General features: G+C 69.5%; 23 protein-coding genes. 21 read left to right on the forward strand and 2 right to left on the reverse strand.

From position 1 onward, the window contains the following. Positions 1 to 51 precede the first annotated feature (51 nt). The 21 genes from VPA02S_RS12610 (at position 52) to VPA02S_RS12710 (ending at position 22,798) form a co-directional block, all read left to right on the forward strand. Entirely contained in the window at positions 52 to 1,620 is a 1,569-nt protein-coding gene (locus VPA02S_RS12610) for an ABC transporter substrate-binding protein (RefSeq protein WP_062363915.1), read from the forward strand. A 40-nt stretch (positions 1,621 to 1,660) separates the two neighbouring features. Next, positions 1,661 to 2,632 (forward strand): ABC transporter permease, encoded by a 972-nt coding sequence (locus tag VPA02S_RS12615; RefSeq protein WP_018903463.1) that lies wholly within the window; start codon positions 1,661 to 1,663, stop codon positions 2,630 to 2,632. Next, positions 2,629 to 3,480, forward strand: a complete 852-nt coding sequence (locus tag VPA02S_RS12620; protein ID WP_062363917.1) for an ABC transporter permease — start codon at positions 2,629 to 2,631, stop codon at positions 3,478 to 3,480. Before VPA02S_RS12615 ends, VPA02S_RS12620 begins: the two co-directional genes overlap by 4 nt. Further along, positions 3,477 to 5,135, forward strand: a complete 1,659-nt coding sequence (locus VPA02S_RS12625) for an ABC transporter ATP-binding protein (RefSeq protein WP_062363919.1) — start codon at positions 3,477 to 3,479, stop codon at positions 5,133 to 5,135. The genes VPA02S_RS12620 and VPA02S_RS12625 overlap by 4 nt, the downstream gene beginning before the upstream one ends. Further along, positions 5,135 to 6,097, forward strand: coding sequence for a 2-hydroxyacid dehydrogenase (locus VPA02S_RS12630; RefSeq protein WP_062363920.1), 963 nt, complete (start codon positions 5,135 to 5,137; stop codon positions 6,095 to 6,097). The genes VPA02S_RS12625 and VPA02S_RS12630 overlap by 1 nt, the downstream gene beginning before the upstream one ends. A gap of 30 nt (positions 6,098 to 6,127) precedes the next feature. Then, positions 6,128 to 7,498, forward strand: coding sequence for an aminotransferase (locus VPA02S_RS12635; RefSeq protein ID WP_062363922.1), 1,371 nt, complete (start codon positions 6,128 to 6,130; stop codon positions 7,496 to 7,498). 49 nt (positions 7,499 to 7,547) lie between these two features. Continuing rightward, complete coding sequence (locus VPA02S_RS12640; RefSeq protein WP_018903467.1) at positions 7,548 to 8,474, forward strand: DMT family transporter; 927 nt, start codon at positions 7,548 to 7,550, stop codon at positions 8,472 to 8,474. Then, positions 8,461 to 9,249: a GntR family transcriptional regulator gene (locus VPA02S_RS12645; protein ID WP_062363924.1), complete on the forward strand. Its 789-nt coding sequence runs from the start codon at positions 8,461 to 8,463 to the stop codon at positions 9,247 to 9,249. The genes VPA02S_RS12640 and VPA02S_RS12645 overlap by 14 nt, the downstream gene beginning before the upstream one ends. Positions 9,250 to 9,267: 18 nt before the next feature. Then, positions 9,268 to 10,296, forward strand: a complete 1,029-nt coding sequence (locus VPA02S_RS12650) for a histone deacetylase family protein (protein ID WP_062363926.1) — start codon at positions 9,268 to 9,270, stop codon at positions 10,294 to 10,296. After that, a complete protein-coding gene (locus VPA02S_RS12655; protein ID WP_062363928.1) occupies positions 10,293 to 11,348 on the forward strand; it encodes a phosphotransferase in 1,056 nt (351 codons plus the stop codon). The genes VPA02S_RS12650 and VPA02S_RS12655 overlap by 4 nt, the downstream gene beginning before the upstream one ends. A 10-nt stretch (positions 11,349 to 11,358) precedes the next feature. Then, complete coding sequence (locus VPA02S_RS12660) at positions 11,359 to 12,642, forward strand: aspartate aminotransferase family protein (RefSeq protein ID WP_062363930.1); 1,284 nt, start codon at positions 11,359 to 11,361, stop codon at positions 12,640 to 12,642. Positions 12,643 to 12,726: 84 nt separating this feature from the next. Continuing rightward, a complete protein-coding gene (locus VPA02S_RS12665; RefSeq protein WP_062363932.1) occupies positions 12,727 to 13,932 on the forward strand; it encodes a M20 aminoacylase family protein in 1,206 nt (401 codons plus the stop codon). 48 nt (positions 13,933 to 13,980) lie between these two features. After that, entirely contained in the window at positions 13,981 to 14,955 is a 975-nt protein-coding gene (locus VPA02S_RS12670) for a tripartite tricarboxylate transporter substrate-binding protein (RefSeq protein ID WP_244883455.1), read from the forward strand. A 436-nt stretch (positions 14,956 to 15,391) separates the two neighbouring features. Continuing rightward, complete coding sequence (locus VPA02S_RS12675; RefSeq protein ID WP_062363936.1) at positions 15,392 to 16,309, forward strand: dihydrodipicolinate synthase family protein; 918 nt, start codon at positions 15,392 to 15,394, stop codon at positions 16,307 to 16,309. A gap of 45 nt (positions 16,310 to 16,354) precedes the next feature. Further along, positions 16,355 to 17,494, forward strand: a complete 1,140-nt coding sequence (locus VPA02S_RS12680; protein ID WP_062363938.1) for a branched-chain amino acid ABC transporter substrate-binding protein — start codon at positions 16,355 to 16,357, stop codon at positions 17,492 to 17,494. Positions 17,495 to 17,508: 14 nt separating this feature from the next. Then, entirely contained in the window at positions 17,509 to 18,459 is a 951-nt protein-coding gene (locus VPA02S_RS12685; RefSeq protein WP_062363940.1) for a 4-hydroxyproline epimerase, read from the forward strand. 11 nt (positions 18,460 to 18,470) lie between these two features. Beyond that, complete coding sequence (locus VPA02S_RS12690) at positions 18,471 to 19,577, forward strand: NAD(P)/FAD-dependent oxidoreductase (protein ID WP_062363941.1); 1,107 nt, start codon at positions 18,471 to 18,473, stop codon at positions 19,575 to 19,577. Then, complete coding sequence (locus VPA02S_RS12695) at positions 19,574 to 19,822, forward strand: (2Fe-2S)-binding protein (protein WP_062363943.1); 249 nt, start codon at positions 19,574 to 19,576, stop codon at positions 19,820 to 19,822. The genes VPA02S_RS12690 and VPA02S_RS12695 overlap by 4 nt, the downstream gene beginning before the upstream one ends. Continuing rightward, entirely contained in the window at positions 19,819 to 21,114 is a 1,296-nt protein-coding gene (locus VPA02S_RS12700) for an NAD(P)/FAD-dependent oxidoreductase (RefSeq protein WP_062363945.1), read from the forward strand. Before VPA02S_RS12695 ends, VPA02S_RS12700 begins: the two co-directional genes overlap by 4 nt. A gap of 38 nt (positions 21,115 to 21,152) precedes the next feature. Beyond that, positions 21,153 to 21,821: a GntR family transcriptional regulator gene (locus tag VPA02S_RS12705; protein ID WP_062364477.1), complete on the forward strand. Its 669-nt coding sequence runs from the start codon at positions 21,153 to 21,155 to the stop codon at positions 21,819 to 21,821. Positions 21,822 to 21,874: 53 nt separating this feature from the next. Beyond that, a complete protein-coding gene (locus VPA02S_RS12710) occupies positions 21,875 to 22,798 on the forward strand; it encodes a fatty acid desaturase family protein (protein WP_062363947.1) in 924 nt (307 codons plus the stop codon). A gap of 21 nt (positions 22,799 to 22,819) precedes the next feature. Here VPA02S_RS12710 and VPA02S_RS12715 read toward each other — a convergent pair whose 3' ends face one another. Both VPA02S_RS12715 and VPA02S_RS31985 read right to left on the reverse strand, forming a co-directional pair. Continuing rightward, complete coding sequence (locus VPA02S_RS12715; protein ID WP_015867953.1) at positions 22,820 to 23,134, reverse strand: hypothetical protein; 315 nt, start codon at positions 23,132 to 23,134, stop codon at positions 22,820 to 22,822. An 87-nt stretch (positions 23,135 to 23,221) separates the two neighbouring features. Further along, positions 23,222 to 23,392 carry a hypothetical protein gene (locus VPA02S_RS31985; RefSeq protein WP_015867952.1) on the reverse strand — a complete coding sequence of 57 codons (171 nt, stop codon included), beginning with the start codon at positions 23,390 to 23,392 and terminating at the stop codon, positions 23,222 to 23,224. Positions 23,393 to 23,402: the final 10 nt, after the last annotated feature.

Raw genomic sequence — 23,402 nt, forward strand, 5'->3', positions numbered from 1 at the left:
CCGTTTCTTCGTCCCCACCCGCTCGCACAGAGCCACAAGGAGTTTCCGCACATGAAACGTCGCAACCTCATCCAGATGGGCGCCGCCTCGGCCGCCGGATTGACGCTCGCGGGTGTCCCGCTGCACCTGCTGGCGCAGGGCAAGAAGGGCGGCGTGATCAACGCCGTGGTGCAGCCGGAGCCGCCGGGCCTGATGCTGGGCATCACGCAGAACGGCCCCACGCAGATGATCGCGGGCAACATCTACGAGGGCCTGCTGCGCTACGACGAGAAGATCAACCCGCTACCTTCGCTGGCCACCTCTTGGACCGTCAACAAGGAAGGCACGCTCTACACCTTCAAGCTCAAGCCCGGCGTCACGTGGCACGACGGCAAGCCCTTCACCTCGGCCGACGTGGTGTTCTCGGCCGACGTGTTTTTGCGCAAGACGCATGCGCGGCTGCGCGCCAACCTGGCCGCGGTGGAGAGCATCAAGGCCATCGATCCGCTCACGGTGGAGTTCAAGCTCAAGTACCCCTTTGGCCCCTTCATCGGCATCTTCGAGGTCGGCAGCATGCCGATGATCCCCAAGCACATCTACGAGGGCACCGAGTTCGCGGCCAACCCGGCCAATGCCACGCCCATCGGCACCGGGCCGTTCAAGTTCAAGGAATGGGTCAAGGGCTCTTACATCCAGCTCGTGGCCAACGACAAGTACCACGTCAAGGACGTGCCGCTGGTCGAGAGCGTGTACTTCCACGTGATTCCCGATGCGGCCTCGCGCGCGGCGGCCTTCGAGTCGGGCAAGGTCGACCTGGTGCCAGGCGGCGCGGTCGAGTACTTCGACGTGCTGCGGCTTTCCAAGCTGCCGGGCGCGGCGGTCACCACCAAGGGCTGGGAGTTCTTCGCGCCGCATTCGTGGCTGTGGCTCAACAACCGCAAGGCGCCGATGGACAAGCTCAAGTTCCGCCAGGCCGTGATGTACGCGATCGACCGCGAAGCCATGGCCAAGATCGCCTGGCAGGGCTTCGCCAAGCCGGCGACGGGGCCGTTCAACAGCAACATCAAGTTCCACAGCACCGACGTCGCCAAGTACCCGCGCAACGTGGCCACCGCCAAGAAGCTGCTCGAAGAAGCCGGCTACAAGGGCGAGACGCTGCGCCTGCTGCCGCTGCCCTACGGCGAGACCTGGGCGCGTTCGGCCGAGATCCTGCGCCAGAACCTCGCGCAGGCCGGCATCAAGGTTGAACTGGTGGCCACCGACGTGGCCGGCTGGAACCAGAAGCTCAACGAGTGGGACTACGACCTTGCCTTCACCTACGTCTACCAGTACGGCGACCCGGCGCTGGGCGTGGCGCGCAACTACACCACCGGCAACATCGCCAAGGGCTCGCCGTTCAACAACGTCGAGGGCTATTCGAACCCGAAGGTCGACGAGCTGTTCGACGCCGGCGCCAAGGAGGCCGATCCCGAGAAGCGCAAGGCCATCTACCTGCAGGTGCAGAAGATCCTGCTCGACGAGGTGCCCGTGGCCTGGCTGCATGAGCTCAACTTTCCGACGCTGTACCGCACCAAGCTGGGCAACCTGATCACATCGGGCATCGGCCTGAACGACAGCCTGGGCACAGCGACGCTCGCATGACGGCCAGCCCGCAGCACATGCAACGCAACAGGAGCCGCCGATGAAACGTACGCAGTTCATGCTGGGCCGCGTGATGCAGGGCCTGCTGGCGATCTTGCTGATCGCCACAGTCAACTTCATGCTGGTGCGCGCGGCGCCGGGCGATCCGGTGTCGGTGCTGGCGGGCGAGGCGGGCGCGTCCGATCCGCAGTTCGTGGCGCAGCTGCGCGCGCAGTTCGGGCTCGACCAGCCGATCACGACGCAGCTCGCCACCTACGTCGGCAAGGTGGTGCGGCTCGACCTGGGCTTCTCCTACCGGCAGCAGCAGCCGGTGCTGAAGCTCATCATGGACCGGCTGCCCGCCACGCTGCTGCTCACCGGCACCGCGTTTGCGCTGTCGCTGCTGTTCGGCATCACGCTCGGTGCGCTGGCCGCGCGGCGCGCCGGCAGCTGGGTCGACAGCTCGATCACCGTGGTGGCGCTCATCTTCTATGCCACGCCGCTCTACTGGCTCGCGCTGATGGCGGTGCTGGTGTTCACGGTGCAGCTCGACTGGCTGCCGGGCTTCGGCTTCAGCACCGTGGGCTCCGGCGCCACCGGCCTGGCGCTGGCCTGGGACATCGCGGGCCACCTGGTGCTGCCGGCGCTGACGCTCGCGCTCTTCTACATGGCGGTGTATGCGCGCATGACGCGCGCCGCCATGCTCGAGGTGGCGCAGATGGACTTCGTGAAGACCGCGCGCGCCAAGGGCGTGAAGCCCGGCCGCATCCTGCGCGCGCACGTGCTGCGCAACGCGCTGCTGCCGGTGGTCACGCTCGCGGGCATCCAGGCCGGCGGAATGATCGGCGGCGCGGTGCTGACCGAGACCGTGTTCGCCTGGCCCGGCATCGGCCGCCTGATGTTCGACGCGCTGCTGCAGCGCGACTACAACCTGCTGCTCGGCGCCTTCCTTGTGACCGCGGCCATGGCCGTGCTGTTCAACCTCATCACCGACCTCGTCTACACGCTGGTCGATCCCCGGATCGAGCTATGACCCTGCTGCAAAGTCCATTCTGGCGGCGCTTCTGCCGCAACAAGGGCGCCGTGCTCGGCATGGCCGTGCTGGTGCTGGTCGCGGTTGTCGCCCTCATCGGCCCGTGGGTCGCGACCAACGATCCGTGGAACATGGTCGAGCAGCCCTTCCTGCGGCCGTGGACCGAGCCGGGCTTTGCGCTCGGCACCGACACGCTGGGCCGCGACATCCTCTCGGGCGTGATTTATGGCGCGCGCATCTCGCTGTTGATCGGACTGGTGTCGACCGTGGTCGCGCTGCTGATCGGCGTGACGCTCGGCGCCATTGCCGGCTACTTCGGCGGCTGGATCGACGCGGCGCTGATGCGCTTCACCGAGCTGTTCCAGGCGGTGCCGAGCTTCGCGCTCGCGATCGTGCTGGTGGCGATCTTCCAGCCTTCGGTCCATTCGATCGTGGTGGCCATTGCCATCGTCTCGTGGCCGCCGGTGGCGCGGCTGGTGCGCAGCGAATTCCTCACGCTGCGCCAGCGCGACTTCGTGCAGGCCGCGCTGCTCGCGGGCCAGTCGACGCCGCGCATCATCCTGACGCAGATATTGCCCAACGCCATGTCGCCGATCATCGTGATGGCCTCGCTCATGACGGCCACGGCCATCCTGCTGGAGTCGAGCCTGAGCTTCCTCGGCCTCGGCGACCCGAACCAGATGAGCTGGGGCTACATGGTGGGCGCGGCGCGCACCGTGCTGCGCCAGGCCTGGTGGATGGCGCTGTTTCCGGGCCTGGCCATCGTGCTGACCGTGCTCGCGCTCAACCTGGTGGGCGAAGGCCTGAGCGACGGGCTCAACACGCGGCTCGACGGGAGGGGCAAATGAGCGCTACCGTCACACCCATGAAGCCGGTGCAGCCGGTGCTCGATGTCGTCAACCTGGGCATCCGCCTGCCCAGGGGCGCGGACCGCGCGCTGGCCGTCGACGGCGCCACGCTGTCGGTGCTGCCGGGCCAGACGCTGTGCGTGGTCGGCGAATCCGGCTCGGGCAAATCGATGATCGCCAATGCCGTGATGGGCCTGCTGCCGCGCCCGCACGTGGAGCCCGTGGCCGGGCAGATTTTGTTCGAGGGCCGCGACCTGCTGCAGCTCACCGAGCCGCAGCTGCGCGAGCTGCGCGGCCGGCGCATCGGCATGGTGTTCCAGGAGCCGATGACGGCGCTCAACCCGGTGATGCGCATCGGCGAGCAGATCGGCGAAGTCTTCGATGCGCACGGCAGCGTGCCCGCGGCCGAGAAGCGGCGGCGCATCCTGGCTGCGCTGGCCGACGTGGGCCTGCCCGATCCGGAGCTGCTGATCGACGCCTATCCGTTCCGCCTCTCGGGCGGCCAGCGCCAGCGCGTGATGATCGCCTGCGCACTGGTGCTCGAGCCCGTGCTGCTGATCGCCGACGAGCCGACCACCGCGCTCGACGTGACCACGCAGGCGCAGATCCTCGCGCTGATCCGCGAGCTGCAGCAGCGCCGCGGCACGGCGGTGCTGTTCATCACGCACGACTTCGGCGTGGTGTCCGAGATTGCCGACCACGTGGTCGTGATGCAGACCGGCCAGGTGGTCGAGGCCGGGCCGGTGCGCCAGGTACTCGATGCGCCGCAGCACCCCTACACGCGCAAGCTGATCGCCGCCATTCCCACCGGCACTGCCGAGCGCGACACGCCAAGCGGCGAGGTGGTGCGCGTGCTGCAGGTGCAGGACCTGTGCAAGACCTACAGCTCGGGCAACGGCCTCTTCAAGCGCGGCCGCTCGGTGCAGGCCGCGAAGAACGTCAGCTTCGAACTGCGCCGCGGCGAAACGCTGGGGCTGGTCGGTGAATCGGGCTCGGGCAAGTCGAGCGTGGGCCGCTGCCTGGTGGGGCTCTCGCCGTTCGACAGCGGCCGCATTCTCTTCAAGGGCCGCAGCCTGTCGCAGGGGCCGGCCTTCCGGCGCGAGGCCGCGGGAAAGATCCAGATGGTGTTCCAGGACCCGTACGCATCGCTCAACCCGCGCCACCGCGTGGGCGCGGCCATCGCAGGCGGGCCCATTGCGCAGGGCGTGGGCAAGGCCGAAGCCATGGCGCGCGCGATGGAGCTGCTGAAGCTCGTGGGCCTGGGCGCCGATGCGGCCGAGCGCTATCCGCATGAGTTCTCGGGCGGGCAGCGCCAGCGCATCGGCATTGCGCGTGCGCTGGCCATGCAGCCCGAACTGCTGGTGGCCGACGAGCCGGTGTCGGCGCTCGACGTCTCGGTGCAGGCGCAGGTGCTCGAGCTCTTCGCGCAGGTGCGCGAGCAGTTCCAGCTTGCGATGGTCTTCATCACGCACGACCTGCGCGTGGCCGGCCAGATGTGCGACCACATCGCGGTGATGCAGCGCGGCGAGGTCGTCGAATACGGCGAGACGCACAAGGTGCTCGGCGATCCGAAGCACGCCTACACGCGCAAGCTGATCGAGGCGGTGCCGCGGCTGGTGTCCGCCGCGTCGCCGGCCGAGGCGCTGGTCGCGTGATGGCGCTGAACGAGAAGGGCGGCACGCCCTGCGTGGCGATCCTGAGCGAGGTGCTGGACATGGAGTACCTCGCCACGGCCTTCCGCGAGGCCCATCCGGGCATCGACCTGCGCCTGGGCGCGGAACTCGGTGCGCTCGACCAGATCGATGCGGCCGTCTGCTGGTTTCCGCCGCACGGCCTGCTCGCCCGGATGCCGAAGCTGCGGCTCGTGCAGTCGCTGGCCGCGGGCATCGAGCACATCACGGCCGATGCACAGCTGCCGCGCCACCTGCCGCTGTGCCGCATCGTCGACACCGGCATGGCGGCCGGCATGAAGGCCTATGTCTGCTGGGCCGTGGTGCAGCAGCACCGCGGCATGCGCGCCTACGTTGCGAGTTCCGCGGCCCGCCGATGGGAGGAGCAGCCGATCGAATCGCCGCGCCACCACCGCGTGGGCATTGCGGGCCTGGGCACGCTGGGCATGGCCTGCGCCGAGGCGCTGGCCGCCATCGGCTACCCGGTGCGCGGCTGGAGCCGCAGCGCGAAGGAGGCCCTGCCGGCCGGCGTCGAGGGCTTCCACGGCGCCGCGCAGCTCGATGAATTTCTCTCGGGCTGCGACACGCTGGTGTGCCTGCTGCCGCTCACCGCCGAGACGCACGGTTTTCTCGATGCCGCGCTGTTCGCCAGGCTGCCGCGCGGCGCGCACCTGATCAACGTCGGCCGCGGCGACCACCTGGTCGAGGCCGACCTGCAGCCGGCGCTCGACGTGGGCCAGCTCTCGGCGGCCACGCTCGACGCCTTCTCGCAGGAGCCGCTGCCGCCGGACCATCCGTTCTGGGGCGACCCGCGCATCCTCGTCACGCCGCACATCGCCACGCGCACCGACAGCCTCGTGATCGCGCGCCAGACGCTCGACAACCTTGCGTCGCTGCGCCAGGGCCGGCGCCCCGCCAACCAGGTCGACCTGGCGCGCGGCTATTGATCGAACTCCCTACACAACGGAACCGCCTTCATGAACGCCAGCACGCACGCAGAGAACGCCGCCAACGACATCGCCGCGCATCTGCATCCCTTCACCAACCTTGCGACGCATCCGCAGCTCGGCCCGCTGGTGATCCAGCGCGGCGATGGCATCTTCGTGGAGGACGACCAGGGCCGCCGCTATCTCGAGGCGATGTCGGGCCTGTGGTGCGCCTCGCTGGGCTTCAGCAACGCACGCCTCGCCAAGGCCGGCAGCGAAGCGCTGCACGGGCTGCCGTACTACCACACCTTCAACGGCCGCTCCAACCCGGCCGCCATCGCGCTGGCCGAAAAACTGCTCGCGCTGGCGCCGGTGCCGATGTCCAAGGTGTTCTTCGCCAACTCGGGTTCGGAGGCCAACGACTCCGCGGTCAAGCTGGTCTGGTACTACCACAACGCCATCGGCAAGCCTGAAAAGAAAAAGATCATCGCGCGCCGCAACGCGTACCACGGCGTCACCGTCGCGGCCGCGAGCCTGAGCGGCCTGGTGCCGAACCACCGCGACTTCGACCTGCCGATCGACCGCATCCTGCATGTCGACTGCCCGCACCATTTCCGCTACGCCGAAGCCGGTGAGAGCGAGCAAGACTTCGCGACGCGGCTGGCCGCTGCGCTCGAGCAGCGCATCCTCGACGAAGGCCCCCACACGGTCGGCGCCTTCATCGCCGAGCCCGTGATGGGCGCGGGCGGCGTGCTGGTGCCGCCGGCCACCTACTTCGACAAGGTGCAGAAGGTGCTGGCCAGGTACGAGGTGCTGCTGATCGCCGACGAGGTGATCTGCGGCTTCGGCCGCACCGGCCAGATGTTCGGCTCGGCCACCTTCGGCTTGAAGCCCGACATCCTGACCGCGGCCAAGGCGCTCTCGTCGGGCTATGTGCCGATCTCGGCCGTGATGGTCAACGAGAAGGTGCATGCGGCCGTGGCCGCCAACAGCGGCAAGATCGGCACCTTCGGCCACGGCTTCACCTACTCGGGCCATCCGGTGGCTTGCGCCATTGCGCTGGAGACGCTCAAGGTCTACGAGGACGAGAACATCCTCGCGCACGTGCAGTCGCTGGTGCCGCAATTCCAGCAAGGGCTGCAGAGTTACGCCGGGCGAAAGTACGTCGGCGAGGTGCGCGGCGTGGGGCTCATCGGCGCAATCGAGCAGTATGCCGACCCCGCCAGGCGCACGCCCTTCGATCCCGCGCAGAAGGCCGGCGCACGCCTCGCCGAACTCGCGCTGGCGCAGGGGCTCATCGTGCGCGCGATGGGCGACTCCATCGCCTTCTGCCCGCCGCTCATCATCACGGCCGAACAGGTCGACGACATGTTCGCGCGCTTCGCCCGCGCGATGGCGATCTTCGAGGAAAGCTTCGCGTGAAGGCCTTCTGCACGGACGAGAGCTTCCCGCGGGGCTTCCAGGCCGAGCGATGAGCACCGCCGCCACGGCTCTCGCACTGCACCCCGCGGGCTCCAGGCGCGCCGGCGTGGCGCTGTTCTTCTGCGCACTGGTGGCCTTTGCTTCCTACGACGCGTTCTGCAAGTACATGCTGCAGTTCTACCCGGCGCCCTTCGTCAACGTGATGCGCTACGTCGCGGTGAGCGGCATTGCCTTGGCGATGCTGCTGCGCCATGGCGACCTGCGCATGTGGCGCACGCCGCACAAGCCCTTGCTGCTGCTGCGCGGGCTGATGCTCGCGACGGTGGCCACCTGCTTCATGACGGCGCTCATCTGGATGCCGCTGGCCGAGGCCACGGCCATCTACTTCACCGCGCCGCTTCTGATGGTGGCGCTGTCGCCGTGGCTGTTGGGCGAGCAGGTGCGGCGCAGCCGCTGGGTGGCGGTGACGGTCGGCTTCGGCGGCATGTTGCTGATCGTGCGGCCGGGCGCCGACCTGCCGCTGCTCGGCACGGTGCTGATGGCGGTGGCCGCCGTCTGCTACGCGATCTTCCAGCTGCTCACGCGGCGGCTCGCGGGCCTGGTCGCGGGGCCGGTGCAGTACGCCTGGACCGCGCTGGCCTGCTTCGTCGTCACGCTGCTGCCCGCGCCCTTCTTCCTGCCCGCCCACCCGCCGCCCTGGGGCGACGTGGCGCTGCTGCTCGCGGGCGGCGCCTGCAGCGCGGCGGCGCAGTGGCTGCTGCTGGCTGCCTTCGAGCGCGTCGAGGCCTCCACGCTGGCGCCGCTCAACTACTTCCAGCTGCTGCTGGCCGTGGCCTTCAGCACCTTCTGGTTCCGCCGGCCGCCCGACGCGATCGCGATGGCCGGCATCGCGCTGATCATGGCGGCGGGCATCTACCTGGCGCGCGCGGGGCGGGGCCTGAAGACCGCACCGGCTGCGCCAGATGCCATCCGGTGAAGAATCGCCCCTGGCGCATACCAATGACGAGACAAGCAACATGGCAATTTCCACAATTTCTCCTCCTCCTCCTGCTGCCGACGCGGCCCTGTTCGAATCGGTCGAGTCGACCGACCTCGTCGGCCTGGTCGAGGCCCAGCTGACGCGCGCCATCGTCGAAGGCCGCCTGGCGCCCGGCAGCCGCATCGTCGAGGCCGACATCGCGCGCCGCATGGGCGTGAGCCGCGCGCCCGTGCGCGAGGCGGCGCGGCGGCTCGAGCGTCAGGGCGTGCTGGTCGCCAAGCCGCGCCACGGCTTCGCGGTGCGGACCATCAGCGTGCAGGAGATCGACGACCTGTTCGAAGTGCGCCTGAGCCTCGAGCTGACTTCGATCGAGCTGGCCTGCCGCAAGGCCGACGACGCGGGCATCGCGCGCGTGCAGGCGCTGGTCGAGGCCATGGTGCGCGAGGCCAACACGCAGCCGCAGCACCACCGCATCGCCAACGACCTGGCGCTGCACACGCTGATCTGCGAGCTCTCGGGCAACGCGCACCTGCACCGCATCTTCATGAACACGCAGACCGAGATGCAGATGATCATCGCGCTGATCGACGCGGTCTACCACGACCCCACCGCCATGGCCGAGACCCACCGCCCCATCGTCGATGCCCTGGTGCGCCGCGACCCCGAGGCCGCCAAGGCCGCGATGCGCGTGCACCTGGAAGATGCCTGGCAGCACGTGCGCGCGCTGTTCGTGAAGCAGCACGGCGCCGCGCCCCTTCCCGCCAATGCCTGAGACCGGAGAAACACACCGATGAAAGTCGTCTACAGCGACACCCACAAGGACCACGACCCGCAGCTCTTCATGGTGCGCGGCAAGCTCAAGCGCAGCAACGAGCAGCCCGAGCGCGCCTTCCGCCTGCTCGAGGCGGTACAACGGGAGGGCCACGAGATCGTTGCTCCGCGCGACTTCGGCGCCGGCCCGCGCGCCGCCATCCACACGCCCGAGTACCTGCGCTTTCTCGAGACCGCCTACGCGCGCTGGCAGCTGCTGGACGATCCGTCCGAAGAGGTGATGCCCAACATCCATCCGTTCCCGGGCCAGCCCTGCACCTACCCCGACAGCGTGGTCGGCCAGGCCGGCTTCCACATGGGCGACAACGCCTGCTCGATCGGCGCGCGCACCTGGGAGGCCGCCGTCGCCTCGGCCAACATGGCGACGCATGCCGCGCAGCTCGTGCGGGGTGGCGAGCGCGCGGCCTATGCGCTGTGCCGCCCGCCCGGCCACCACGCGTATGCCGACCGCGCCAACGGCTTCTGCTACCTCAACAACGTGGCGATTGCCGCGCAGCACCTGCGCGGCGTGCACGATCGCGTGGCGATCCTCGACATCGACGTGCACCACGGCAACGGCACACAAGGCATCTTCTACCGCCGCGCCGACGTGCTGACCATCTCGCTGCACGGCGACCCGCGCAACTTCACGCCCTTCTTCATCGGTCACGCGCACGAGCGCGGCGAAGGCGAAGGCCTGGGCTACAACATCAACAAGCCGCTCGCGCTGGGTACCGACATCGACGGCTACCTGCCCGCGCTGCGCGACGCCTGCGACAGCATCCGCGCCTATGCGCCTGGCGCGCTGGTGGTGGCGCTGGGCCTCGACGCGCACGAGCGCGATCCCTACAAGGGCATGAAGATCCAGACCGCCGGCTTCGCCGTGCTGCTGGCCGAGATCGCGCGCCTGGGACTGCCGACGGTGCTGGTGCAGGAAGGCGGCTATCTGTCCGATGACCTGGGGCCCAACATCGCGAGCGCGCTGCGCGGTTTCGAGAGCGCGGCATGACGATTGCAGAGTTCGCCGACACGCAGGTGCTCAGCGAAGCCTCGCCCGCGCTCGACGGCGCCTGGGTGCGCGAACTCGCGCGCGAGCACTACGGCATCGACGGCGAGATGAAGCCGCTGACCGGCGAGCGCGACCGCAACTACCGGCTCGAGCGCGCCGCCGACGGCGCCCGCTTCATGCTGAAGATCTCGCACCCGGCCGAGACCGCGCTGGTCGCCGACTTCCAGACCCAGGCCCTGCTGCATCTCGCGGCCGTCGACCCGGGTCTGCCGGTGCAGCGCATCGTGCCGACGCGGGACGGCGCCGCCTCCTTGACCTGCGATCCGGGCGACGGCCTGCCGCGCGTGGTGCGCCTTTTCAGCTACCTGCCCGGCCTGCCGCTGCCCGAGGCGCCGCGCACGCCGCTGCAGCAGCAGAACCTCGCGCGCATGCTGGCCCGGCTCGACGTGGCGCTCGCGGGCTTCGACCATCCGGCCGGCGACCTGCCGCTGCCCTGGGACCTGCAGCGCGCCGACAGCGTGCGCGGCCTGCTCGCGCACATCGCCGAGCCGGAGCGCCGCGCGCTGGCCGCCGCCGCGCTCGACCGCTTCGAGCGCGATGCCAAGCCGGTGCTGCGCACGCTGCCCGCACAGCCGATCCACAACGACTTCAACATCTACAACCTGCTGGTCGACCCGGCCGACACCGACCGCATTGCCGCGATCCTCGACTTCGGCGACATGGTGCGCGCGCCGTGCATCAACGACCTGGCCGTGGCCGCCGCCTACCAGGCCGGCACCGGCGACGATCCGCTCGCGGCCATCGTGCCGCTGGTGGCCGCCTACCACGCCGTGCGGCCGCTGTCGCCGGCCGAGATCGGCGTGCTGTTCGACCTGATCGCCGCGCGGCTCGTGATGGTGGTGGCCATCAGCGGCTGGCGCGCCGCGCGCTATCCCGAGAACGCGCCCTACCTGCTGCGCAACAACCCGCTGTCGTGGGCGCGGCTGCAGGCTTGCGAGCGCGTCGGCAGCGCCGCGGCGACAGCAGCCTTTCGCCGCGCGCTGAACCTCTGAGAGACCGCCCATGACTTCCCTCGCCCCTTCGACCCAGGCCCTGGTCGAGCGCCGCGCGCGCGTGCTCGGCCCGGCCTACCGCCTGTTCTACGAGACGCCGCTGCACCCGGTGCGTGGCGAAGGCGTGTGGCTGTACGACGCCGAGGGCCGGCCCCATCTCGACGCCTACAACAACGTCGCCTCCGTCGGCCATTGCCACCCACACGTGGTCGAGGCCATCGCGCGCCAGGCCGGCGTGCTCAACACCCACACGCGCTACCTGCACGAAGGCGTGCTCGACTACGCCGAGCGGCTGCTCGCCACCCTGCCGGCCGAGCTCGCACACGCGATGTTCACCTGCACCGGCAGCGAGGCCAACGACCTTGCGATGCGCATCGCACGCGCACACACCAAAGCCGAGGGGCTGATCGTCACGCGCTTTGCGTACCACGGCGTCACCGCGTCCATCGCCGAGGCTTCGCCCTCGCTCGGCAAGTTCGTGCAGCTCGGCGATGCGGTGCGCACCGTGCCTGCGCCCGACAGCTACCGCATCGCGCCCGGCGAACTGGGCCGCGCGTTCGCGAACGGCGTGCGCGAGGCCATCGCCGACCTGAAGGCGCACGGCATGCGCCCGGCCGCGCTGATGGTCGACACTGTGTTCTCGAGCGATGGCATCTTCACCGACCCGCCGGGCTTCATGGCCGAGGCGGTGGACGCGGTGCGCGAGGCCGGCGGCCTCTTCATCGCCGACGAAGTGCAGCCCGGCCTCGGCCGCACCGGCGACGCGTTCTGGGGCTTCCAGCGGCACGGCGTGGTGCCCGACATCGTCACCATGGGCAAGCCGCTGGGCGCCGGCCACCCGCTGGCCGGCCTCGCGGTGCGGCCCGAGGCGCTGGCCGCCTTCGGCCGCGAGTGCCGCTACTTCAACACCTTCGGCGGCAATCCGGTGTCGATGGCCGCGGGCATGGCGGTGCTCGACGTGGTCGAGCGCGAAGGCCTGATGGCCAACGCGCAGCGCGTCGGCCGTTACCTGCGTGCGCAGATCGCGAAGCTCGCCGAGCGCCATGCGCTGATCGGCGACGTGCGCGGCGCGGGCCTGTTCGTGGGCGTGGAGCTCGTCACCGACCGCCGCACCCGCACGCCCGCCACCGCGGAAACCGCGCGCATCGTCAACGGCCTGCGCGAGCGGCAGGTGCTGCTGAGCGCCACCGGCGAACATGCCAACACGCTCAAGATCCGCCCGCCGCTGGTGTTCTCCGAAGCCCATGCCGACCTGCTGGCCGAGACGCTCGGGCAGGTGCTGGCCGGCCTCTGACCAATCGCCTCTTCGCTGCTGCGCGTGGCGCCGATCGCCACCTTGCGCCAGAATCATTCGACCCCACGACCCTTGCCTGCCACCATGAACATCGTCGATTCCTTTGCCGCCCACGCCTCCCGCTTCGTCGATATCCGGCGCGACATCCATGCCCATCCCGAGCTCGGCTTCGAGGAGCACCGCACCTCCGAAAAGGTGGCGGGCCTGCTCGCCGAATGGGGCATCGAGGTGCACCGCGGCATTGCCGGCACCGGCCTGGTCGGCGTGCTGCGCAAGGGCAGCGGCACACGCACCATCGGCCTGCGCGCCGACATGGATGCGCTGCCGCTGCACGAGGCCAACGAGTTCGCCCACAAGTCCACGCACGCCGGCCGCATGCATGCCTGCGGCCACGACGGCCACACCACCATGCTGCTGGCCGCCGCCTGGCACCTGTCGCAGCAGGGGCCCGATGACTTCGACGGCACCGTGCATTTCATCTTCCAGCCCGCCGAGGAGATGGGCAAGGCCGGCGCGAAGAAGATGATCCAGGACGGCCTGTTCGAGCGCTTTCCGTGCGACGCGGTCTTTGCGCTGCACAACTTCCCGGTCGGCGACGTGGGCCGCTTCGCGCTCAACGAAGGCGCGCTGATGGCCTCGAGCAACACCTACAAGATCACCGTGCGCGGGCGCGGGACGCACGCCTCGATGCCGCACACCGGCATCGACCCGGTGGCCGCGGTGGTCACGCTCGCGCAGCAGCTGCAGACCATCGTGCCGCGCACCATTCAGAGCACCGAGCGCGCCCTGCTCGCGGTCACGCAGCTGCAGGGCTCGGATGCGCCCAACGTGATTCCCGACGTGGCCACGGTGGGCGGCACGATCCGCACCTTCTCCATCGAGGCCATCGACAAGATCGAGGCACGCCTGCGCGAAGTGGCGGCGGGTGTGGCCGCGGCGCACGGCTGCACGGCCGAGGTCTTCTTCAACCGCTCCTCGCCGCCGGTGGTCAATCACCCGGCCGAGGCGCGCTTTGCCGCGGGCGTGATGCGCGAGGTGGTGGGCGACGGCATGGTCACCGACAACTTCCCCGCCGTGATGGGCGCCGAGGACTTCGCGCACATGCTGCTCGCGCGGCCCGGCTGCTATGCGTTTCTCGGCAATGGCGACGGCGACCACCGGCCCGACGGCCACGGTCCCGGCCCTTGCATCATCCACAACACCTCGTTCGACTTCAACGACGAGATCATTCCGATCGGCGCCAGCTACTTCGTGAAGCTGGTGCAGCGCTGGCTGCCCGCGGGCGGCTGAGATCTTTCACTGCCAACGATGATGATGATGATGAAAGCGGCCACTTCGATGACCTCCTCCCTGTTCACCCGGCGTTCGCTCGCTGCCCTTGCCGCCGCCACGGCGCTCGGCGCGTTCGCGCCCGTGCATGCCCAACAGCGCGTGATCCACATCGTCGTGCCCTTCGGCACCGGCGCGGTGCAGGACACGGTGGCGCGCGCCTTCAACGCCGAACTGGGTGCGGCGCTCAATGCCAGCGCCATCGTCGAGAACCGCGCGGGCGCGGGCGGCACGGTGGGCGCGGCCGCGGTGGCCAAGGCGCCTGCGGACGGCAACACGCTGCTGCTCGCGGCCGCGAGCCACAACATCGCGGGCTTCCTGTACAGCAAGCTGTCCTACGACCCGCTGAAGGATTTCGTGGGCGTGGCCAACATCGGCAACGCGGGCTACGCGCTGGCCGTATCGAGCGGGCTCAATGTGTCGAACACGGCCGACTTCATCAAGGAGGTCAAGGCCAATCCGGGCAAGTACAACTACGCCTCGGCCGGCAACGGCAGCGCCACGCACCTGGCGATGGCGTCGTTCCTTGCCAAGGCGGGGCTGCAGATGACGCACATCCCGACCAAGTCGACCGGCGAGGCGGTCAACGAGGTGCTCGCGGGCCGCGTGCAGGCGGTGATCTCGTCGAGCATCGGCGTGATGGGCTTCCAGGCCGATCCGCGCATGAAGCTGCTCGCCTCCACGGGCCAGGCGCGCAGCCCGTTCCTGCCAAACTTGCCGACGGTGGCCGAGAGCGGCCTGCCGGGCTACGCCTTCGATTCATGGATCGGCCTGCTCGCCCCGGCCGGCACACCCAAGGCCGAGGTCGAGCGCCTCAACGCGGCCACCAACAAGGTGCTGTCCGATCCGGCGATCCAGGAGCGCTTCAAGCGCCTGGGCGTGGAGCCGCGCATGCAGAGCGCAGAAGAGTTCCAGAAGCTGCTGCGCGCGGACTGGGATGCGATGGGGGCGGTGGTCAAGGCTTCGGGGGCGAAGATCGACTGATCTTGTGCTGTTGTTTTTGGCGCTGTAGTTTTTTGGCGCTGTTGTTCAGGGCGCGTGCACAGGCCACCGGGTACTCCCCTCCGCGAATGTCCCCCGGCCTGCGGCCTCCTCCTTGATTTCGCTGCGGGGAGCACCCGATGCCCTGTGCACGAGCCACGCTGTCGGTTCGCGGCTGATCAACCAGTGCTCTGAACACGAGCACGCTGATGGGGTGCCCTGCGCAGCGAAATCAAGGAGGAGGCCGAAGGCCGGGGGACATTCGCGGAGCAAGGTACCCCGTCGGCGTGATCGCACCCTGAATAACGAATCCGCCTTCGCCCCGATATCACAGAAGAACCCAACCCGGAAGAGCGCCCACCCTACGCATATCTTGACGATATATCGTTAATATATTTAAAGTAAGACCCTTCCCCACCGCACATCCAGGAGCGCTCACGTGACCCAACCCCGCTGGCAAGGCATCTTTCCCGCCATCACCACCAAGTTCCACGCCGACGAAAGCATCGATGCCGAAGGCACCGCGCGGCACATCGACTTCCAGATCCGCAATGGCATCCACGGCCTCGTCACCTGCGGCTCGCTGGGCGAAGCCAGCACGCTCACGCTCGAAGAGAAGCTGCAGGTCGCCCAGATCGCGCTCGAAGCCGCCGACGGCCGCATCCCGGTGCTGGCCAATGTGTCGGAAACCAGCACGCGCGAGGCGCTGCGCTACGTGGACGGGGCCAACAAGCTCGGCGTGGCCGGCTTCATGGTGATGCCCTCGGTGATCTACGTGGCCGATGCGCGCGAAGCCATGCTCAATGTGCGCACCATCGCCAACGCGGCGCAAAAGCCCATCATGGTCTACAACAACCCGGTGGCCTACCGGGTCGACCTGAAGCCCGAGCACATGCTGGAACTGGCGGACTGCGAATGGATCGCGGCCATCAAGGAAAGCTCGGACGACATCCGCCGCATCACCGACCTGCGCAACACCGTGGGCGACCGCTACCAGCTGTTCCTGGGCGTGGACGACCTGGCCTACGAAGGCCTGGCGCTGGGCTGCGATGGCCTCTTGGCCGGGGTGGGCTGCGCGTTCCCGCGCGAGACGGTGGCGCTGTACGACCTGATGAAGGCGGGCCGCTTCGCCGAGGCGCTGAAGCTCTACCAGTGGATGACGCCGATGCTGCACCTGGACGTGTCGACCAAGCTGGTGCAGAACCTCAAGCTGATCGACGTGCTGGTGGGCGTGGGCAGCGAGCACATGCGCCGCCCGCGGCTGCCGCTCATCGGCCAGGAGCGGGCCGCCATCGAGGCCATCGTGAAGAAGGCGCTGGCCACGCGGCCTGTGCAATACCAGTCGGTCGTGTCATAATGCGCGCTCTCACTCTTTTTTCATCGTCCTTACCTGGGAACAAGCATGAAGTCCAAAGCACACATGATTCCGTTTCTCGGCCTCGTGGCGGCCATCGCCGTTGCAGGCCACGCGCATGCGCAGCAGGAGCAGGTCGTCAAGATCGGCCACAGCGGGCCGCTCTCGGGCCCCAATGCCTTCGCGGGCAAGGACAACGAAAACGGCGTGCGCCTGGCCATCGAGGAACTCAACGCGAAGAAGATCAGCGTCGGCGGCAAGGCGCTGAAGTTCGAACTCGTGTCCGAAGACGACCAGTGCGACGCCAAGACCGGCGTCAGCGTGGCGCAGAAACTGGTGGACGACGGCGTCAAGTACGTGATGGGGCCGTATTGCTCGGGCGTGGCCATCCCGGCGTCGCGCATCTATGCCGACGGCGGCACCATGGTCTCCACCGTGGGCACCAACCCGAAGGTCACGCAGGGCGGCTACAAGAACCTCTTTCGCATCATCGCAAGCGACAACCAGATCGGCTCCAGCATGGCGGTGTACGCAGCCAAGGTGCTCAAGGTCACGAAGGTGGGCGTGATCGACGACCGCACCGCCTTCGGCCAGGGCCTGGCGGAAGAGTTCAGCAAGGAAGCGAAGAAGCAGGGCCTCACCATCGTGGGCCAGGAGTTCACCACCGACAAGGCCGTGGACTTCACCGCGATCCTCACCAACATGAAGGCCAAGGCGCCCGAAGCCATCTTCTTCGGCGGCTATGCGCCGCAGGCCGCACCCATGGCGCGCCAGATGAAGCAGCTGGCCGTGCCCGGCAAGCTGCTCGGCGGCGACACCGTCTGCAGCCCGGCCACCGGCAAGCTCGGCGGCGACGCGGTCAACGACCTGGTGTTCTGCGCGCAGGGCGGCTCCATCCTTGAAAAGGCGCAGAGCGGCCCGGCCTTCAAGGCCAAGTTCAAGAAGCGCTTCAACGCCGATGCGGATGCGTATGCCGCCTCGTACTACGACCAGCAGATGTTCATCGGCGAGTCGATGCAGAAGGCCAACTCCATCGACCCCGACAAGGTGGGCGCCGAGCTCTACAAGACCACCTACAAGGGCGTGGCCGCCACCTACAGCTACGACGACAAGGGCAACATGAAACAGGCGCCGATCACGGTGTTCACCTTCAAGAACGCCGCGCCCGTTCCCCTCGCGAGCTACTGAGCCTGAAGGACGACATGCAGCGCATCCAGATCATCGATTCGCACACGGGCGGCGAGCCCACGCGGCTGGTCGTCGGCGGCTTTCCCGACCTGGGCGGCGGCTCCATGGCCGAGCGCCGCGCGCTGCTGGCCGAGCGGCACGACCAATGGCGCGCGGCCACGGTGCTCGAGCCGCGCGGCAGCGACGTGGTGGTGGGCGCGCTCTTGTGCGAGCCGGTGTCGAAGGATGCCGCGGCCGGCGTGGTCTTCTTCAACAACACCGGCTATCTCGGCATGTGCGGCCACGGCACCATCGGCCTGGTCGCGAGCCTCGCGCACATGGGGCGCATCGGCGCCGGCGAGCACCGCATCGAAACACCCGTGGGCACCGTCACCGCCACGCTGCATGCCGATGGTTCGGTCAGCGTGCGCAACGTGCCGGCGTATCGGCACCTGCACCAGGTGGCGGTCAAGCTGCCCGGTCATGGCACCGTGCGCGAGACTGTGCGCGGAGATGTCGCCTGGGGCGGCAACTGGTTCTTCCTCGTGAGCGAGCACGGACAGCGCGTGGCGAGCGACAACCTCGCCGCGCTGACCGGCTACACCGCCGCCTTGCGCCGCGCGCTCGCGGCACAGGGCATCACGGGCGCCGAGGGCGCGGAGATCGACCACATCGAACTCTTTGCCGACGACAGCGAAGGCGCCGACAGCCGCAACTTCGTGCTGTGCCCCGGCAACGCCTACGACCGCTCGCCCTGCGGCACCGGCACCAGCGCCAAGATCGCCTGCCTCGCGGCCGACGGCAAGCTCGCGCCGGGCGAGGTGTGGACGCAGGCCAGCGTGATCGGCAGCCGCTTCGAGGCCAGCTACACGCTGGAAGACGGCGGCAAGGTCGTTCCGACGCTGCGCGGCCGCGCCCACATCAGCGCCGAAGCCACGCTGCTGATCGACGACAGCGATCCCTTCGGCTGGGGCATCCGGCTCTGAGCTCGCGCGGCATGGACGCGGATGCCATCGTCATCGGCGCCGGCATCGTCGGCGCGGCCTGCGCGCATGCGCTGGTGCAGGCCGGCCGCCGCGTGCTGGTGCTCGATGCGCGCATCGGCGGTGCCACCGGCGCGGGCATGGGGCACCTGGTGGTGATGGACGACAACCCGGCCGAGCTTGCGTTGAGCCGCCATTCGATCGCGCAGTGGCGCGCCCTGGCGCTCCGCATGGGCGAAGACTGCGCGTACCGCGCCTGCGGCACGCTCTGGATCGCCGCGAACGAAGAAGAAATGGCCGAGGCCGAGCGCAAGCGCGAGCGGCTGTATGCACACGGCGTCGACAGCCGCCTGCTCGATGCGCCCGCGCTCGCGCGCGCCGAGCCCGCGCTGCGCAAGGGCCTCGCAGGCGCGCTCGAAGTGCCCGGCGACGGCATCCTCTATGCGCCGAACGCGGCGCGCTGGCTGCTCGCAGAGGGCGGCGCTTCGATCCGCGTCGAGCACGCGAAAGTCGATGCGATCGAAGACGACGGCACGTTGCGGCTTGCCGACGGCAGCCGCCGCAGCGCGCCGCAGATCGTGCTGGCCAACGGCATCGAGGCCACGGCGCTGTGCCCCGAACTTCCGATCCGCCCCAAGAAGGGCCACCTGCTGATCACCGACCGCTACCCGGGCACGGTGCGCCACCAGCTCGTCGAGCTCGGCTATGTGACGAGTGCGCACCACAGCGACGGCGATTCGGTGGCCTTCAACGTGCAGCCGCGGCCGACGGGCCAACTGCTGATCGGCTCCTCGCGCCAGTTCGACACCACCGATCCGGCGGTCGAAGCGCCGATGCTCGCGCGCATGCTGCAGCGCGCGCTCGGCTACCTGCCGGGGCTCGCGGAGCTCAATGCGGTCCGCTCGTGGACCGGCCTGCGCGCCGCCACGCCCGACGGGCTGCCGCTGCTGGGCAAGCACCCCTGGCGCGAGAAGCTCTGGCTCGCGGTCGGCCACGAAGGCCTGGGCGTGACCACCGCGCCGGGCAGCGCGCACCTGCTCGCGGCGCTGATGACCGGCGCCGCGCCTGAATTCGATGCGGCGCCGTATGCGCCGCGCGGCTTGCTGGAGAAGCGCGCATGAGCGGCGAGACCTTGCTGCACATCGACGGCCAACCCGTCCGCGTGAAGGCGGGCAGCTCGGTCGCCGCCGCCTTGCGCGTGGCCGGCGCCATGGGCGTGGCGCGCAGCTCCGTCACGGGCCAGCCGCGCGCGCCCTTCTGCGGCATGGGCGTGTGCCAGGAATGCCGCGTGCGGATCGATGGCCGGCAAAGGCTCGCCTGCCAGGCGGTCTGCGCCGAAGGCATGCGCGTGGAGACCTCGGCATGACGGCCATGGCGCTGGAGCACTGCGACCTGCTGATCGTCGGCGCCGGCCCGGCCGGCATGGCGGCGGCCGTGGCGGCAGCACCGAGCGGCGCTTCGATCGCCGTGATCGACGACAACCCCGCGGCCGGCGGCCAGATCTGGCGCGACGGGCCCGGCGCGTCGCTGCCCGCGGCTGCGCGCAGGTGGCGCGATGCGCTCGAGCGCCACGCCAACATCCGCGTGTGCAGCGGCACGCGCGTCGTCGCGGCGCCCGGGCGCAACGAACTGCTGCTCGAAGACGCCGAGCGCGGCTGGCGCATGCGTTGGAGCAAGCTGATCCTCTGCACCGGCGCGCGCGAGCTGCTGCTGCCCTTCCCGGGCTGGACGCTGCCCGGCGTCACGGGCGCGGGTGGGTTGCAGGCGCTCATCAAGGCGGGGCTGCCGGTCGAGGGCGAGCGCATCGTGATCGCCGGCAGCGGGCCCTTGCTGCTGGCCGCTGCATCAACGGCGCGCGCGGCGGGCGCCAAGGTCGTGCGCATCGCCGAGCAGGCCTCGTTCGCGGCGGTCGCGGGCTTTGCCGCCAGCCTGCTGCGCTGGCCGGGCAAGGCGATGCAGGCGGCGGCGCTGGCCGATCCTCAGTACCGCACTTCGTCGCGCATCGTCTCGGCCCACGGCGGCACGCAGGTCGAATCGGTTCGGCTCCTGCTGGGCGAGCGCGAGGTGGAGATCGCCTGCGACCGCATCGCCTGCGGCTTCGGCCTCACGCCCAACACGCAGCTTGGCCGGATGCTCGGCTGCGACCTGACACCCGCGGAGGCCGGCGCCCAGGCGCTGGCCGTCGATGCGCTGCAAGCCACCAGCCTGCCCGGTGTCTACGCGGCCGGCGAATGCACCGGCTTCGGCGGCAGCGAGCGCGCCCTCGCCCAGGGCACCATCGCCGGCTACGCAGCCATCGGCAACGAGCGCGCAGCGAAGCAGAACGAACGCGAGCGCGCCCGCTGGAATGCCTTTGCCGCGCAGCTGCACCGCAGCTTCGCGCTAGCCCCCGCCATCCGGCAGATGCCGCAGCCCGACACCCTCATGTGCCGCTGCGAAGACGTGCCCTTTTCGGCACTCGCGGATTGCAGCGGCTGGACCGACGCCAAGCTCCACCGCCGCTGCGGCATGGGCGCTTGCCAGGGCCGCGTCTGCGGCGATGCGGCGCAGTTCCTGTTCGGCTGGACGCCGCCCGCGCCGCGGCCGCCGCTCTCGCCGGCGCGCATCGCCACGCTGGCCGGCCTCGTGCGCCCGGATGTCGATGTGGACCGACAATGAAGCCGAAGCAGCAGCAGCACCAGCAGCAAAACAAAACAATGGCCCCTCCGAAGACCGCGCCCCGCCCCCAGCCCAAGCGACGGGCCGCCGACCTCGCCTACGACGCGATCGAGACGCTGCTGTCCACGCTGCAATTGGAGCCTGGCAGCCAGATCGTCGAGGCCGACCTGGCCGAGCGCACCGGCCTCGGCCGCACGCCGGTGCGCGAGGTGCTGATGCGCATGGTGTCGATCGGCCTCATCGTGCAGCAGCCGCGCCGCGGCCTGCTGGTGTCCACCATCGACCTGGCCGACCACCTCGACGTGATCCAGACCCGGCGCGTGCTCGAACGGCTGATCGCGGCCTGCTCGGCGCGCCGCGCCACCGCGCTGCAGCGCAAGGAGATCGTGCGCTGCGCCGAGCTGATGGTGAAGGCCGCCCATCGCGGCGACCTGAACGACTACATGCAGGCCGACCGCGCGCTCGACCTCGTCAACCACCAGGCGAGCCACAACGATTCGGCAGTGAAGGCCGTGATCCCGCTCATCGTGCAGTGCCGCCGCTTCTGGTACGCCTACCAGCACGAAGGCGAGATCGTCGAGGGCGCCAATGCGCACCTCGAACTCGCACAGGGCATCGCGACCGGCGACGAGGCCGCGGCCATTGCCGGCGCCAACCGCCTGATGGACTACCTCGAGCTGTTCGCCCGCAAGGTGATCGACAACTGAAGCCCCGGGGAATTCCGCGTGCCGCGGCCGGGCCATCGGCGCATACTGGCCCGATGGCCGTCGCCCCCCGCGCGCAACCCGAGGACTTCTTCTCCAACGAAGAGTGGCAGTCGCTTACCACCCGCTCTTCATGGAAGGGCCTGTGGCTGGTGGCGCACTGCTGGGGCGTCATCGGCGCCGCGATGCTCGCGGGCATCCTGTGGCCGTGGACCATGCCGCTCATGGTGCCGATCGTCGGCGCGCGGCAGCTCGGGCTCTTCATCCTCATGCACGATGCCGCGCATGCGGGCCTGCACCGCAATCGCCGGATCAACGACTGGGTGGGCTACTGGCTGTGCTCCTCCACGCTGCGCGACTACCGGCCCTACCACCTGCAGCACCACCGCTTCGTGCAGCAGACCGAAGACCCGGACCTCGTGCTGTCCGCGCCCTTCCCCATCTCGCGCGATTCGATGTGGCGCAAGGTCGTGCGCGATTTGAGCGGCCAGACCTTCTACAAGCAGCGCTTCGGCCACATTGCCGAGGGCATCCGGCATCGTGCCCCGGGCGAATCGGCGCTGAAGGCATTCGGGCGCGAGCTGGCGAAGGACCGGCGCTTCCTGGCCGGCAACGGCCTCGGCTTCCTGGCCTTCGCGCTGGCCGGGTATGGGTGGGCCTGGCTTTTGATGTGGCTGCTGCCGATGGCCACCTGGCTGCCGCTCGTGAGCCGCGTGCGCAACATCGCCGAGCATGCGCTGGTGGCGCAGAACGAGGCCGATCCGCTGCGCCAGGCGCGCACCACGCAGGCCGGCTGGCTCGAACGCGCGCTGGTGGCGCCCTACTGGGTCAACTACCACTGCGAGCACCACATGTTCACCGGCCTGCCCTGCTGGAGCCTGCCAAAGGCGCACCGGCTGCTCCAGCGGCGTGGCGCCATCGCGCGCATGGAAGTGCAGCCTGGCTACCTGAGCCTGCTCAGGCGCGCCGCGCCGGCCTGACGGGTGCCCGGCCGCTCTGCGTCAGTCCGCAGCCAGCTCGGGTCCGGGCCAGCCCAGCAATTCAGCCAGCCGCTGCACGATCCAGCCGGCCTCGGCGGCCGACACGCCGGCTTCGGGCGCCCTGAGCCCGGCATGGATGCGCCGCAGGATCTCGCTCTCGACCGGCACCTCGGTGTGGTGCTGGATCTGCGCGTGGCCCACCAGGTGGCTGGCCAGGTCCTCGCAGATCTCGTAGCGCTCGCGCACCACGCCGATCGGCTCCGAGAGGCGCTGGCGCGCATCGCTGTAGACCGCGAAGAACGAGGGCGGAATGAAGATCTGGTTGTCGTCGGACATCGCGGATTGGCTTTATGGCGGTCCCAATGACAAAACGCGCCCGGGGGCGCGTTCGTCGCGGCTCTTGCGAGCCTCCGGGGGGCCGGATCAGCCGCCCTTCTTGGCGCGCTTGCCGGGGTTCTTCTTGCTGCGCGTGGCGGTGCCGCGTTCCAGGCTGACCTTCTGGCCGCCACCGGACTTGGGCAGGGCGTAGCCGGGCATGGGCGTCGGCTTCGGGGTGGCAACGCGGTCGGCTTCGGTACGAATTTTCTTGGGCATGAAAAGCTCG

The organism is Variovorax paradoxus NBRC 15149, from assembly GCF_001591365.1.
GTDB classification, from domain to species: Bacteria; Pseudomonadota; Gammaproteobacteria; order Burkholderiales; family Burkholderiaceae_C; genus Variovorax; species Variovorax paradoxus.